This is a genomic window from Myxococcales bacterium (genome assembly GCA_016717005.1).
GTDB lineage: Bacteria > Myxococcota_A > Polyangia > Haliangiales > Haliangiaceae > UBA2376.
In genome coordinates this window covers 882,201-896,306 of record JADJUF010000037.1, presented here as the reverse complement: position 1 = coordinate 896,306, position 14,106 = coordinate 882,201, and the positions used below count along the sequence as shown (strand labels likewise).

General features: G+C 70.7%; 12 protein-coding genes. 5 read left to right on the top strand and 7 right to left on the bottom strand.

What is annotated here, in order from left to right; translation table 11 throughout:
* The first annotated feature begins 105 nt into the window (after positions 1 to 105).
* Entirely contained in the window at positions 106 to 1,713 is a 1,608-nt protein-coding gene (locus IPL61_27570) for a putative metal-binding motif-containing protein (GenBank protein ID MBK9034980.1), read from the top strand.
* On the opposite strand, the gene IPL61_27565 is transcribed toward IPL61_27570, so the two are convergent.
* The 7 genes from IPL61_27565 to IPL61_27535 all read right to left on the bottom strand — a co-directional run bounded on the left by IPL61_27565 (position 1,700) and on the right by IPL61_27535 (position 7,482).
* On the bottom strand, positions 1,700 to 2,632 hold the full coding sequence (locus IPL61_27565) for a nicotinate-nucleotide--dimethylbenzimidazole phosphoribosyltransferase (GenBank protein MBK9034979.1): 933 nt from the start codon (positions 2,630 to 2,632) through the stop codon (positions 1,700 to 1,702). The genes IPL61_27570 and IPL61_27565 overlap by 14 nt on opposite strands.
* Positions 2,629 to 3,669 carry an iron ABC transporter permease gene (locus IPL61_27560; GenBank protein MBK9034978.1) on the bottom strand — a complete coding sequence of 347 codons (1,041 nt, stop codon included), beginning with the start codon at positions 3,667 to 3,669 and terminating at the stop codon, positions 2,629 to 2,631. Before IPL61_27560 ends, IPL61_27565 begins: the two co-directional genes overlap by 4 nt.
* Positions 3,670 to 3,996: 327 nt before the next feature.
* Positions 3,997 to 4,758: an ABC transporter ATP-binding protein gene (locus IPL61_27555; protein ID MBK9034977.1), complete on the bottom strand. Its 762-nt coding sequence runs from the start codon at positions 4,756 to 4,758 to the stop codon at positions 3,997 to 3,999.
* Between the two features lie 176 nt (positions 4,759 to 4,934).
* A complete protein-coding gene (locus tag IPL61_27550; GenBank protein ID MBK9034976.1) occupies positions 4,935 to 5,273 on the bottom strand; it encodes a hypothetical protein in 339 nt (112 codons plus the stop codon).
* An 82-nt stretch (positions 5,274 to 5,355) separates the two neighbouring features.
* Positions 5,356 to 6,201, bottom strand: a complete 846-nt coding sequence (locus IPL61_27545; protein ID MBK9034975.1) for an ABC transporter substrate-binding protein — start codon at positions 6,199 to 6,201, stop codon at positions 5,356 to 5,358.
* 181 nt (positions 6,202 to 6,382) lie between these two features.
* Positions 6,383 to 6,886, bottom strand: coding sequence for a hypothetical protein (locus IPL61_27540; GenBank protein MBK9034974.1), 504 nt, complete (start codon positions 6,884 to 6,886; stop codon positions 6,383 to 6,385).
* Positions 6,887 to 7,065: 179 nt separating this feature from the next.
* Positions 7,066 to 7,482 carry a hypothetical protein gene (locus IPL61_27535; GenBank protein MBK9034973.1) on the bottom strand — a complete coding sequence of 139 codons (417 nt, stop codon included), beginning with the start codon at positions 7,480 to 7,482 and terminating at the stop codon, positions 7,066 to 7,068.
* 763 nt (positions 7,483 to 8,245) lie between these two features.
* Here IPL61_27535 and IPL61_27530 point away from each other — a divergent pair.
* The 4 genes from IPL61_27530 to IPL61_27515 all read left to right on the top strand — a co-directional run bounded on the left by IPL61_27530 (position 8,246) and on the right by IPL61_27515 (position 13,788).
* Positions 8,246 to 11,164 carry a vitamin B12-dependent ribonucleotide reductase gene (locus IPL61_27530; GenBank protein MBK9034972.1) on the top strand — a complete coding sequence of 973 codons (2,919 nt, stop codon included), beginning with the start codon at positions 8,246 to 8,248 and terminating at the stop codon, positions 11,162 to 11,164.
* A gap of 161 nt (positions 11,165 to 11,325) precedes the next feature.
* On the top strand, positions 11,326 to 11,982 hold the full coding sequence (locus IPL61_27525; protein MBK9034971.1) for a deoxynucleoside kinase: 657 nt from the start codon (positions 11,326 to 11,328) through the stop codon (positions 11,980 to 11,982).
* Position 11,983: 1 nt separating this feature from the next.
* A complete protein-coding gene (locus IPL61_27520; protein MBK9034970.1) occupies positions 11,984 to 12,409 on the top strand; it encodes a deoxynucleoside kinase in 426 nt (141 codons plus the stop codon).
* 473 nt (positions 12,410 to 12,882) lie between these two features.
* Positions 12,883 to 13,788, top strand: a complete 906-nt coding sequence (locus IPL61_27515; GenBank protein MBK9034969.1) for a hypothetical protein — start codon at positions 12,883 to 12,885, stop codon at positions 13,786 to 13,788.
* The last annotated feature ends 318 nt before the right edge of the window (positions 13,789 to 14,106 follow it).

Genomic DNA, 14,106 nt, shown 5'->3' with positions numbered 1-14,106 from the left:
ACGCGCTGGTCCGGCGGATGGTCGAGCAGCTCGTCGCGATGTGATCCGGGCGACGCTCTCGCCTGCGGCGCTGCCCGCGCCGCGCGATCGGCGTATCATGGGCCCATGCGCCGATCCTCGAGGGTGTTCGGCCGCCGCCACCTGGGCGCGCTCGCGCTCGTGGTCGCGACGGCGTGTTCCGGTGAGACCGGCTTGATGGTCGAGGTGAACTGGGAGGCCGGGTCGATCCCGCCCGGCGCCGATCAGCTGCGCATCTACGTCGGCACCGCCGTCGCCGGACTGCCGCAGTTCGTGGTCAGCGACGGCGGCACCACCCGCGCCTTCGGCGAGGTCGAGTCGCCGTACCGCTACCTGCTGCGGCCCGAGGGCGACCTCGCGGCGATCGGCGAGCTGCAGATCGCGGCGGCGATCACCCGCGGGCAGCCGCCCGAGCGCATCGAGCCGCTGGCGTTCGCCGCGTACCCGACCACGGTCAAGTTCGTCGACGGCCAGGTCGGGCTGGTCCGGCTGACGCTCGGGACGGACAGCTACCTCCCCGCCGGCCCCGCCGGCGAGTGCGCGCTCTACCGCGATCCCGACGACGGCAGCTGGAGCATCGGGCGCGCCGACGACGCCGACTGCGACGGCACGCTCGACGCGGCCGACTGCGCGCCGTTCGACCCGGCCGACGCCTCGACCGCGACCGACGGCGACGGCGACGGCGTCGCCTGCGGCGACTGCCTCGACGCCCCCGCGCCCGTGCGCCTCGGCGGCCCCGACGGCTGGATGATCAACCCCGGCACGGTGTTCCCGGGCCAGAACGAGGCCGCGTTCCGGGCCGGCAACCCCGACCTGCCCGACACCGTCGACTGCCTGCACATCGACTTCGACTGCTCGGGCGTGTGCGGCGACGAGGCCCGCAGCGACGGCGGGCCCACCCAGCCGGCCGACCCGGACGGCAGCGGCTCGAGCCGGTGCGGCGCGGTCGCGCTCCGCCCCGATCGCGTCACCTGCGCGCCGCGGCCCAGCGACTGCGACGAGCAGGCGCCGGGGCACACCCGGGCCGCGGGCGATCCCGAGATCTGCGACGGCACCGACAGCAACTGCGACGGCCGGCCGGCGCCGGCGTTGCCGTGCGCGATCGATCGCGGCGGCCCGCTCGGCTGCAACATCGGCGTCCACGCCTGCAACGACGACGTCGGCCGCTACGCCGGCGATCCGGCGGCGTGTGAGGACATCATGTTCCCCCACCTGTTCAGCCTCGAGTGCGCGACGCTGCGCGCGCTCGACGGCGGCGCCTCGAGCCGGTGCGCGTACGACCCCGATCCGCTCAAGTGCGCCGGCGCCGACGGCTCCGAGTGCCGGGTCGGCGTCGACAGCAACACCGGCGCGTGCGGCGAGGTCGAGAAGGTCACGCTGCCGGGCCTCGTCGGCATGGGCTGCGACTGGCGGATCGTCGGCGGCATGATGCAGGGCGACTGGGACGTGGGGCTGATCCCGCAGAACGACACCAGCGTCGGGATGATGCCGGCCACCCAGGCGTGCGCGCCGTTCCTGGTCGTGCGCCCGGCCAACGCCGATCCGCAGCCGCGCACGATCATGCTGCTCGGCGACGCGCGCACCGCGGTGACCCCGGTGCGGGCGTGGTTCCTCACGCTCAAGGCCGACAACGTGTGCGACGGCATGATCGACTGCGAGCCGCTGCTGGTCCCGGCCGGCCTCACCCAGCCGTGACGGCCGCGGCCAGCACTGGCAGCAGCATCGCCGCGCCGGTGCCCTCGCCGCTGCCGAGCCCGACCGACAGCACCGGCGTCAGCCCGAGCGCGGTCCGCGCCGCCGCCGCGGCCGCGCCGCCGCCGGCGTGGGCGCACGCCAGGTAGCCGCGCACGTCGGGCGCCAGCCGCGCCGCCACCAGCGCCGCCGCCAGCGTGACCGCGCCGTCGAGGACGACCGGCACGTAGGTCGCCGCCGCCGCCAGGATCATCCCCGCCACCACCGCCACGTCGCGCCCGCCGACCGCCGCCACCACGTCGAGGGCGGTCGCCCCCGGCGGGACCAGCGCCAGGCCGGCCGCGACCAGCGCCCGGCCGTCCGCCGCCGCGAGCTCGGCGCCGCCACCGGTCAGCGCCGCGATCACCGCCGCCGCCGCCAGGTCGCCGCCCGCGCCCAGCGCGCCGACCGCCAGCAGGTCGAGCCCGCCCTCGGCGAGCGCGGTCGCGATCGCCACCCCGGCCTCGAGCGCGGCGATCACCTCGACCGGCGTCAGCGCCGCGCCCTCGGCCAGATCGCCCGACGGCCCGCGCGCCACCGAGATCACCGCCGGCGGCAGCGCGCCCGCCGCCGCGACCCCGGCGTCGATCAGCACCAGCGCCGCGCTCGCCGCCGCCGCGGCCCGGGCCAGCGCCGCCTCGCCGCGCGCGATCGTCGTCGCGGCGATCGCCGTCGGGTGCTCGGCCCCCAGCGCGCCGCCGGTCGCGACCACGCCGTGATCGGCCAGCACGCACACCACCGTCCGTCGCGCGAGCGCGGGCGTCCGCGCGTGCCGGGCCGCCGCCAGCCACGCCGCCAGCGGTCCGTCGGCCGCGCGCGCCGCCGCCATCGCCGCGCTCGCCGGCCCGATCGACTCGACCAGGTGCGCGACGACCGCGCTCACTCGCTCTGCCACAGCGCCGAGCCGCGCTTGCCCCGCACCAGCAGCACCAGGAAGAACGGCCCGCCCGCGAGCGCGGTGACGACGCCGACCGGCAGCTGGCCCAGCACGCGCGCCAGCGTATCGCAGCCGACCACCAGCACGGCGCCGCCGATGAGCGACATCGGCAAGAGCACGCGGTGATCGGGCCCGACGATCGCGCGCAGCGCGTGCGGCACGATCAGCCCGACGAACCCGATCGGCCCGGCGATCGCGATGCTGGTGCCGACCAGGAGCGACGCCGCGCCGAACGCCAGCGTCTGGACCCGGCCGACCGCGACGCCGACCGACGCCGCGGCCTCGGGCCCGGCCGCGAGCGCGTTCAGATCGCGCCCCAGCCACAGGAGCACCAGCGCGCCCACCGCCAGCGCCGGCAGCGCCCGCGCCACCGTCGCCAGCTGCGTCCACTCGAGCCCGCCCATCATCCACCGCAGCATCCGGCTCATCTCGGCGAAGTCGGCGGTGGCCTGCACCACCAGCGCCGCCGCCGAGCAGAACATCGACACGGTCACGCCCGCGAGCACCAGCGTCGCCGGCGGCAGCGTCGAGCCGACCCGGCCCAGCTGCCACACCAGCGCCACCGCCGCCAGCGCGCCCAGCACCGCCGCCGCGCCCACGCCCGCGGTGCCGGCGATGCCGACCACGCCCAGGCGGATCGCGATCACCGCCGCCAGCGACGCGCCCGACGACACGCCCAGCGTGAACGGCTCGGCCAGCGGGTTGCGCAGCACCGCCTGGAACGCGCACCCCGCCGCCGCCAGCGCCGCGCCCACCAGCGCCGCCGCCAGCGTGCGCGGCAGCCGCACGTGCCAGAAGATCGTCGCGTCGGTGCCGTCGGACCACAGCGCCCGCGGCGACATCACCCCGACGCCGCGGCCGTGCGCGCCCGGGCCCACCAGCGGCGCCAGCAGCACCGCCACCGCCAGCACGATCAGCCCGATCACCAGCACCGCCGCCCACCGGGCCCGGGTCAGGCGCGCGCCGCCGCCGACGAAGCTCACCGCGCCACCCCGAACCGCGCGCCGTCGGGCAGCGCGCCACCCGGTGCACTGATGATGACGCGCATCGCGCCGCCGCGCATCAGGCCACCGGCCGCCGCGCCGCCGATGCCGCTCACCGCGCCACCCCGAACCGCGCGCCGCCGGGCACCGCGCCACCCGCTCCCCCCCCGATGACGCATCGCGCCACCCGCCGCCGCGCCGCCGATGCGGCTCACCGCGCCACCCCGAACCGCGCGCCGTCGGGCAGCGCGCCACCCGGTGCGCCGCTGATGACGCTCATCGCGCCGCCGCGCAGCAGGCCACCCGCCGCCGCGCCGCCGACGCAGCTCACCGCGCCACCACGAACCGCGCGCCGTCGGGCAGCGCGCCGACGTGCAGGGTCACGCCGAACGCCGCCTGCACCCGCGCGTCGGTCAGCACCGCCTCGGGCGCGCCGTCGGCGACCACCTCGCCCTCGGCCATCGCCACGATCCGGTCGGCGAACCGCGCCGCCAGATCCAGATCGTGCGTCACGATCAGCACCGCCGCGCCGCGGCCGCGCTCGTCGGCCAGCGCCCGCGCCACCGCGATCGCGTGGGCCGGATCGAGCGCGGCGGTCGGCTCGTCGAGGATGATCGCGTCCGCGCCCTGGCACAGGGCCTGGGCCAGCACCACGCGCCGGCGCTCGCCGCCCGACAGCGCGTCGAACCGCCGCTCGGCCAGGTCCGCCAGGTCGCACCGCGCCAGCGCCGCCCGGGCCGCCGCCTCGTCGGCCGCGCTGTCGAGCCCCGGCCCGCGCTGCCGGGCGTAGCGCCCCATCAGCACCACCTCGAGCGCGGTGAACGGGAACGCCAGCTCGTAGCGCTGCGGCAGGTACGCCAGCGTCCGCGCCAGCGCCCGGCGCGTGGTCGCGCCCGGGTCGCGCCCGTCGACGCGCACCGTGCCGGCCCGCGGCGGCGCCAGCCCCGCCGCCAGCCGCGCCACCGTGGTCTTGCCCGCGCCGTTGGGCCCCACCAGCGCCACCAGCTCGCCGCGCGCCACCGTCAGCGACACGCCGCGCACCACCGCGCGGGCGTCGTAGCCGAAGGTCACGTCGTCGAGCGCGAGCACGCCCGTTGGTACCACGCCCCGGCGCGGGCTCAGGGCGGCGCGACCGCGGCGACCGCGGTCACCGCGGCGTCGGGCGGCGCGTCGGGGGAGACGCCCGCGTCGCAGCGCACGACCTCGACGATCCGCGCCGGCCCCTCGCCGTCGACGACGGCGCAGCACACGCCGCGCTCCCCGTGTCACGGCGCGAAGCTGGCGTCGGCCTCGCGGGCGTCCTCGATGGGGCTGCCGCCGTCGCCGCACCGCGCGCAGTCGATCTCGAGCACCAACCAGAGCGTCCCGCTGCAGTAGCAGCACTTCGGCACCGCGTCGCACAGGCTACCGCACGCCTCCTGCACGCTCGGGCACGCGTCGAGCGACTCCTCGACGAACTGGCACCCGCCCGGGTCCGGCAGCACGCCGCACGCGCTCCCGCTCGCGTCGAGCGCGTCGACGGCGGCGTCGATCGGCCGGGCCTCGTCGTTGCCGCAGCCCAGCACGACCATCACCGCGATCCCCAGCAGTCGCCCCATGCGCATGGTCACGATGCTACGGCGGCCCCGCGCGCGCCCGGTCACCCGATCCGTCGCGCCGTGATCGACCGCACGAGCGCCGCCACGGTCACGGCCCCAGCGCCGCCTCGAGCTCGGCCAGCGCCGCCGCCATCCGCGGCGACGGCGCCAGGAAGTACGGCGCCTTCAGCACCCGCACGCGGCCGTCGCGGATCGCCGGCACGCTCGCCAGCTCCGGCCGCGACCGCCACTCGGCCAGCGCCGTCGCCGCGTCGGCCGTGAACGACACGTCGAGGATCGTGTCGGGCGCGGTCCGCACGATCTCCTCCGCCGTCACCTTCGGGTAGCGCGTCGCCGCGCCCGCCAGGACGTTGGCCGCGCCGGTCATCGCCGCGAGCTCATCCATCCAGCTGCCGTTGGCCGCGGCGACCATGCCGTCGAGCCCACCCGGCGCGCGGTCGATCACGATCAGCACCCGCCGCGTCCGGCCCACGTGGCGCGCCGCCGCGCCGGCCCGCGCCGCCGCGATCTCGTCCTGCCGGGCCCGCGCCTCGCGCGCCCGCCCCAGCTTCGCGCCCAGCGTCACCAGCGCGCGCTCGACGTCGGGCAGCGCGTGCATCGGCAGCTTGACGACCGCGACCCCGGCCCCGGTCAGCGCCCCCGCCGCGTCGTCGTGGATGTCGTCGGCCACCACCAGCGTCGGCCGCAGCGCGACGATCGCCTCGAAGTCCGGCGCGATGAACGAGCCCACCTTCGGCAGCCCGGCGACCCGCGCCGGGTAGGTCGAGTACGCGTCGACGCCCACCAGCGCGCCGTCCGCGCCCAGCGCCGCCACCAGCTCGGTCGCGCTCGGCGTCAACGTCACGATCCGCGCCGCGCTCGCCGCCGGCGCCGAGCGATCGCACCCGCCCGCCAGGACCACCATCGCCAGCACCAGCGCGCGCACGATCCGCATCCCCGGTCGCTACCACCCGCGCGCGCCGCTGTCACCCGGCGCGTGCGCCGCGGTCTCCGCCGCGCGCGCCCTCGGCCCCCGGCGCGATCGGCCGCGGTCTCCGCCGCGCGCGCCCTCGGCCCCCGGCGCGATCGGCCGCGGTCACCCCGCCGCGCGCGCCCTCGGCCCCCGGCGCGATCGATCAGCGGATCTGGCCGTGGCGCCGCGTCGGGCACCCCGCCATCGCGATCGTCTCGTCGACCGGCGCGAACAGCGCCAAGCGCGCCACCTCGGAGCCATCGAGCGTCAGGGTCATCGTCCCGCTGCGCGGCGGGCCGATCTCGTCACAGCCACCCTCCGGCGTCCCGCCCGCCCAGCACTCCTGCACGTTGATCTTGCCCGCCGCCGTCGTCACCCGTAGCCACCGGTCCGGGCCCACCATCACGAGCGAGTCGCGCGTCGCCGTCGACCGATCCTCGATCCGCGATGGCCACCACACCGCCGCCCGCTCGCCGCCTTGCTCGACCTCGACCCGGTACAGCCCCGGCGCCACATCGATCTGCACGTCCGCGCCCGCCGGCCCCCCGCACTCGTGCCCCGCCCTGTCGGAACGCTCACCACAGGCCGTCGACAATCCGACGATCCCCGCCACCAATGTCGCGGCCAACCCGCCCCCCAGCCCTCGTCCGCGCATACCAGCCATCATGTCCCCAATGTAAGCAACGCCCGCGCCAACCCATGGGGACAGGCTCCTACCCTCCAACTACTCGATACTACTAAGGAATTTAGACCTACCGCGTCAGGATATCCTGAACGGCGTTCGCAGGTCCGCCCTGGCAGCTAACTACCTGATCTAGCTGACCAATGGGCTCTCGCGCCCGAGCGCTATTCACAAGAATTCCGACACCTGCCCGCCACGCACCGCACCGCTTCCAGGCACGCCGCGCGCTCCTGTGGCACGGGCGGCGACGGGCACTGCGCATCCACGCACGCCGCCTTCCAGCCCTTCGCCCAGCTCGCGTACGCCCGGCTCTGGGCCACCGCGCCCAGCTCCCGATAGCTCCAGCAGCACCCCGAGTCGTCCAGGGTCCCCGCCACCACGCAGTCGATGTCCGCCGCGCACGCCCCGGGCGCCGGCGCGCCCGCCGCCGCAAAGAACCCCGGCTCGCGATCCCCCGCGCTGCCGCTCGCCGCCCCGCTCGCACCGCCACCACTCACCGCGCCGCTCGCCTGACCGCTCGGCGCGCCCTGGCCGCCCCCGCACCCCGCGATCACCACCGCGATCCAGGCCGCCTTCGTCATCTCCGCAACCTACCGCACCGCCCCGGCCAGACACCACCCACCCGCGGCGCCCCCCCGCGCCTGCGACCCACCGACGCAGGCCGATCCCGCCCTTCCCCCACCCGTACCCCACGCCAACCCAAGCGTCCACCTAACCACCCGCAATCGCTAAAACAATCGCCACGCACCCCAAGGCCCTCGCCACCCCGTGCGCACACCGCCCCACCCAGCGCCCGAGGCCCCGGATCGCGCGCGGCAAAACCCCCGTTTCCACCCCATTCGCGCTCTCGGGGCAAATTTTTTTCAGGTGGAGATCTTCCCGTGACGCGCCGCGCCAGAAAGCCTGGCACGCGATCCACAGACTTCTCCACATCCCCATCCACCCCTCGGTTTCGACTTCATTTTTCGGCCGCTCTCCACCTCATTCCACACACAATTCACAGCCCGCCCCACAGCTTGTCATGTACGCACCCACACCATCCCTAGTAGGTCGCCCCCTTCGCGCCCCCAAATCTAGTAGCTCTTTTCTTGCCCTCCCGTAGCGACACGACTACAACCGGGTTCCGTCGCGCGGTTCGTCACACGCGCGACACGCTCCAGCGCCATACACGAAATTCACCAGGGGATTCATGCAGATGCGACCCGTCTGCAGTGGGGCCCTGTCGTCTCGAACGCCGCCGCACCGACACACCAGCGCCACACGCCAGCGCGACACGCGCCAAGCGCCGCAAGCCAGTTTTCAACGATGCCAGGAGGGGCCATGCTGAACGAGGACACCACCACCATGACGAACGACGACGGCCAGGACGCCCGCGCTGCCAAGCGCGCCAAGCGCAGCACCAGCCGTGTGATCCGCGACGCCCGCCCGGGCCTCGCCGTCGAGCGTTACTTCACCCGCGAGGGCGTCGACCCCTTCGCGGAGGTCGAGTGGGAGTTCCGCGACGCCGTCATCAGCGGCGCCGATGGCAAGGTGTACTTCGAGCAGCGCCAGGTCGAGTTCCCCAAGGCCTGGTCGCAGACCGCGACCAACGTGGTCGTCCAGAAGTACTTCCGCGGCACGCTGGGCACGCCCGAGCGCGAGCGCTCGGTCAAGCAGATGATCGGCCGCGTCGCCGACACCATCTACGCCTGGGGCAAGGCCGACGGCTACTTCAAGACCCCCAAGGACGCGCTGGCGTTCCGCGACGAGCTCGTCCACCTGCTCGTCCAGCAGAAGATGGCGTTCAACTCGCCCGTCTGGTTCAACGTCGGCGTCGAGGATGATCCGCAGTGCTCGGCCTGCTTCATCAACTCGGTCGAGGACTCGATGGCCAGCATCCTGACCTTGGCCAAGACCGAGGGCATGCTCTTCAAGTACGGCAGCGGCACGGGCTCGAACCTCTCCAACCTGCGCAGCTCGCAGGAGAACCTCAACGGCGGCGGCACGGCCAGCGGCCCCGTCTCGTTCATGCGCGGCTTCGACTCGTTCGCCGGCGCCATCAAGAGCGGCGGCAAGACCCGCCGCGCCGCCAAGATGGTCATCCTCAACGTCGACCACCCCGACGTCGTCGACTTCATCGAGTGCAAGGCCACCGAGGAGAAGAAGGCCTGGGCGCTGATCGACGCCGGCTACGACGGCGGCTTCAACGTCGTCGGCGGCGCCTACGACTCGGTCGGCTACCAGAACGCCAACCACTCGGTCCGCGTCTCCGACGACTTCATGCAGGCGGTCCTCAAGGACACCGACTGGAGCACCCGCGCCGTCATCGACGGCCGCGTCGTCCAGACGTTCCGCGCCAAGGACGTCATGCACAAGATGGCCGAGGCCGCCTGGGTCTGCGGCGATCCCGGCATGCAGTACGACACGACGATCAACGAGTGGCACCCGTGCATCAACACGGCCCGGATCAACGCGAGCAACCCGTGCTCCGAGTACATGTTCCTCGACGACTCGGCCTGCAACCTGGCCTCGCTCAACCTGCGCAAGTTCCAGGACGCGCGTGGTGATCTCGACGTGGTGTCGTTCCGCAAGGCCTGCGCGACGACGATCACGGCGATGGAGATCATCATCGACAACTCCAAGTACCCGACCGAGAAGATCGCCCAGAACAGCTGGGACTACCGCCCGCTCGGCCTCGGCTTCGCCAACCTCGGCGCGCTGCTCATGTCGCGCGGCCTGCCCTACGACTCGGCCCCCGGCCGCGCCTACGCCGCCGCGATCACCGCGATCATGTGCGGCGAGGCCTACCGCCAGTCGGCGCAGATCGCCGCCGACGCCACCGGCCCGTTCGTCGGCTACGCCAAGAACGAGCAGCCGATGATGCGCGTCATGCGCAAGCACCGCCAGGCGGTCGAGAAGATCGACAGCGCGTTTGTTCCCTATGATCTGATGATCGGCGCCCGCGGCGCCTGGGACGAGGCCATCGAGACCGGCGAGAAGTACGGCTTCCGCAACGGCCAGGTCACCGTGCTCGCGCCGACCGGCACGATCGCGTTCCTGATGGACTGCGACACCACCGGCGTCGAGCCCGACATCGCGCTGGTCAAGTACAAGCGCCTCGTCGGCGGCGGGCTCTTGAAGACGACGAACCACACGGTGCCCGAGGCGCTGACCAAGCTCGGCTACGACGCCAAGGAGGTCGAGGTCATCGTCGCGCACATCGCGGCGCACGACACGATCGAGGGCGCGCCCGGCCTCAAGGACGAGCACCTGCCGGTCTTCGACTGCGCGTTCCGCTCGAGCAACGGCACCCGCTCGATCCACTACATGGGCCACCTGCGCATGATGGGCGCCGTCCAGCCGTTCCTGTCGGGCGCGATCAGCAAGACGGTCAACCTGCCGACCGACTGCACCATCGAGGACATCGAGGACGCCTACATCCAGGCGTGGAAGATGGGGTTGAAGGCCATCGCGGTCTACCGCGACGGCTGCAAGCGCACGCAGCCGCTCTCGACCAACCTGAAGCAGGCCACCGGCAACGGCCGCGCCGACGCCGTCATCGAGGAGCCGATCGAGGTCGACCCGTTCGCGCTGCTCGCCGACGACGAGCGCGCCATGGTCGCCGCGATGCGCGAGAAGAAGATGCGCCCGGCCGGTCCGCCGGTCGCGCGTCGGCACAAGCTCGCCGACGAGCGCATGAGCTTCACGCACAAGTTCAGCATCGGCGGCCACGAGGGCTACATCACCGTCGGGCTTTATGCTGATGGCACGCCCGGCGAGATCTTCGTGCGGATGGCGAAGGAGGGCAGCGTCATCGCCGGCCTGATGGACTCGTTCGCGACCGCGGTGTCGCTGGCGCTCCAGCACGGCGTGCCGCTGCCGATCCTGGTCGACAAGTTCAAGGGCACGCGGTTCGAGCCGAGCGGATTTACGGGCAACCAGGAGATCCCGATCGCCACGTCGATCATGGACTACATCTTCCGGTGGCTCGCGATCCGCTTCCCGGTCGATGGCAACCCGATCGAGCGGCACCCCGCGGCGCGCGAAGCGCAGCTCGACCTGCCGCGGGTGGGGCTAATGGCCGGCGATAGCGTCGAGGCCGCGCTCGCGAAGGTGACCGCGGTGGCTAGCGCGATCGTCCAGGGCCCGACGCTCGGGATGAAGGACCGCGCCTGGGTGCAGGAGACGGACGCCCCGCCCTGCCATGAGTGCGGGACGCTGATGGTGCGGAACGGGGCGTGCCATAAGTGCCCGAATTGCGGGAGCACGAGCGGGTGTAGCTGAGGGGCAGTTGGTACTGGAGGGGTGAGTCCAAGGCGGCGGGGACGCGCGGCCCTGGCGGCAGATACGCGTTGGCCTCTGCGAGCAACTTAGCAACTAGTGTTGTAGGCTAGGCTAGTTGGCGATGAGCGACGTGTATCAACTGCCCGCGACAGGTTGTGCGGATGGGGTTTGATCTACCCGGACTCGGCGAGCTCGTACGCGCGTTCCGGTCGGATCGTGGAATCAGCCAGGCGGCTCTCGCCGCCCGCTGCAGGCCGGCAAGCAATCGCTCCGCGGTCGCCCACCTAGAGCAGGGATTGCGTGCACCACCCGCGGGTGTTCTCAAAGCAATCTGCGAAGAACTAGCGATTCCAGCACCGCTCTGGAGGCGGTTTGTCACCAGAGTCGACCAGTATCGGACGGGTACCATCGTTCAGGGCCAAGACCCACGGCCTCGATACATCGTGGTGTCCGGAGTGATGGGAAGCGGAAAGACGACCCTTGCGCGCAGCCTCGCTAGCGTCCTCGGTATACGCTATCTACCCCATTCTGTTCCGGCCCGGTCATACATTCGCGATCTAACAAGTGACCCCAATCGATGGGCATTCGAAACGCAGCTGTCCTTCCTGTGTTCGAAGGCAGTCCAGGTTAACGAGGCACTCGCAACCGGTACGAGCTTCGTGCTCGACCGCTCCCTTCAGGAAGATATCTATGTCTTCGCCGAGCTGTTTCGTACGCGAGGGGAGATTGCCGAACGAGCCTACGAGACCTATGCGCTAGTAGCCAACCACTTTCTTTCGGTGCTGCCCCCCAGACTTGGTCATATACTGCCGTTGTGATGTGGAGACAGCGATGAAGAGAATCGGTGCGCGGCAACGCCGAGACTCGCCGCTGCATACCGAGTCGTATGTTCGCGACATCCACCATCTCACTGAGTCATGGGTACAGTCCTACGCGGATTCAACCATTGTTGCGCTGGACTCAGCTGCCGTAGATTGGCGAGATTCGAAGGCTATTCAGACCGTCGCGCAGGAGATCGACGCGCTCTGGATAGACAGATACTCGCCGCCGACACAGCTGGATCTGTTCGCCAACGGCGAGATTCCGCTCAATCAGGCCGGCACGCCGCCCCCAGTCGCGCCGCCTCCACTATTGAGTTGCGACGCGATCGACGTCCGATCGTTCACATTGATGCGCAATCGGAGTCTGACAACAGTGTCCTCCCCTATCCAGCGGCCTACATCGCGGCGCCATTCTCGGCCGTAGCCAGTGTGCCCAAATCAGGAGGGGCATCTCTTCGAGCCACAGCATGGTCGAATCCCCCGACGCAAGTATCGACGAGCGCTGGAAAGCGTCGACGCCTCACTTCGAAGCATTGGTCTTCACACCGTCCTTCCTCATCGGGACATCAACGCATGGGGGGCGACTCAATTGTCGCCCGAGCAGGTTGCAGACCAATGCGCAAGGCAGGTCGCCAACTGTGACATATTCGTCGGCATCCCAGGAACGAGCCATGGTACGCACTTCGAATTCGGGCTCGCTCGCGGCCTATCGAAACCATCGATAATTGTCCACTGCGAAGAAATTTCAGAGTCGTACATCGCCCGGGGCTTCGTCGCCGACCGGCTGCTCTTGGTACTGAGTTGTCCAACTGTCGCCAGTATCTCAATGCTATTCAAGAGCCAACAAGTGACTCACTTTCTTGAGCAGTTCATTCCACTAAGAATGGCGTTTCCACAATGATACGGTGGTTAACGCAGCTTTCGAATTTCTGGAAAGGATTTCTACAAGCGGTCCTTGCGGCAGTCATCTTCTACGGCGGGGCCGTCCTTGAGCAGTGGATCCAACAGCAAGATCTCGCACCGGGTGGGATCGTTCGCGGCATCGCATTGTTCTTAATGATTCTGCTTGCCGTACTGCTTTACGTAGGTATGCGATCTCACATCGAGGCCGCTGAGCGCATCGACGCTGACAGACGTGCGGAATTGGCCTACGCCGCCAGTCGGATGGACTATCTTGTTGCAGAACAGGTCAAGGACCTGTCGACGAAAGAGTGGTGCACAATGTCACCCGACGAGGCCATCGGGAAGGCTTTCGCGTCCTCGAGGCGCCTCGAGCTCATAGTCAAGGCGGTCCACGATCTCTTTGATGCGAAGCATTCCGCTGCTGGAGTCAAGAAGGTCGATTTTGAGGTCACTTTCATGACGAAGTCACTCCTTGACGACGGCGTGACCATAGCGGCCTACGCGAACAGTACCGGGCGAGCTCCAATCAGCATGAACAAGCGCCAAGCAAACGCCGCTCTATATAAGGACACAGAGGTCGGGCGCATGTATGCTGCGGAGAAGCCCTCGCTGAAGATCATCGAAGACACGGCGGTTCCCGAAGCGCGGTACGCGGAGATCTACCCAGGGCAGAAAGAGCGAATCCGTTCGAGCGTAGTCTGCCCCGTCTTGAACGGTAGTAATGTAATGCTCGGCGCGCTGGTTGTGCACTGCGATTCGCAGCGATTTTTCAAAGTGGTCGATTCGGGGCACTGGGGCCCGCTTTTAGAAATGTTCGCCAAGCGGCTCGCCCTCGAGAGAATTCGGCTAGAAATCGCTCACAGAGAAGGGGCGGGGGCCTTTCAGCGGAAGCCGTTCTAGCGTTTCTCGCGCCGTCCCCGCGCCTGCCCGCGTCGCCCCGTGAGCGAGGGGGGCGATGTGTAGCTCGCGACACGCGGGGGTCATGGGAGCAATCGCCACGTATCGTGGCAGCAACTAGATACTTCGGCGCCGCACTGGCGCCGAGACTCGCGCGCTTCTTATGTGAGTCGAGAAGCGCCGAGGAGAAGGCCATATGACTCGCATTGAAGGACGTAAAATGGGAGAGAGAACAATATACGTAATGATAGATCGGGACGGGACATCTCGTGTTGTTTTCGTGCCACCACTTTTGGATGGGGCGACGACGCGGAGTGAGCA

Bases quoted from the DNA above. Each gene is read 5' to 3' on its own strand.
- IPL61_27540 (MBK9034974.1), bottom strand. From the start codon at position 6,886: ATGATGGCTGGTATGCGCGGACGAGGGCTGGGGGGCGGGTTGGCCGCG.
- IPL61_27550 (MBK9034976.1), bottom strand. From the start codon at position 5,273: ATGCGCATGGGGCGACTGCTGGGGATCGCGGTGATGGTCGTGCTGGGC.
- IPL61_27535 (MBK9034973.1), bottom strand. From the start codon at position 7,482: ATGACGAAGGCGGCCTGGATCGCGGTGGTGATCGCGGGGTGCGGGGGC.
- IPL61_27525 (MBK9034971.1), top strand. From the start codon at position 11,326: ATGGGGTTTGATCTACCCGGACTCGGCGAGCTCGTACGCGCGTTCCGG.
- IPL61_27515 (MBK9034969.1), top strand. From the start codon at position 12,883: ATGATACGGTGGTTAACGCAGCTTTCGAATTTCTGGAAAGGATTTCTA.
- IPL61_27530 (MBK9034972.1), top strand. From the start codon at position 8,246: ATGACGAACGACGACGGCCAGGACGCCCGCGCTGCCAAGCGCGCCAAG.
- IPL61_27545 (MBK9034975.1), bottom strand. From the start codon at position 6,201: ATGCGGATCGTGCGCGCGCTGGTGCTGGCGATGGTGGTCCTGGCGGGC.
- IPL61_27570 (MBK9034980.1), top strand. From the start codon at position 106: ATGCGCCGATCCTCGAGGGTGTTCGGCCGCCGCCACCTGGGCGCGCTC.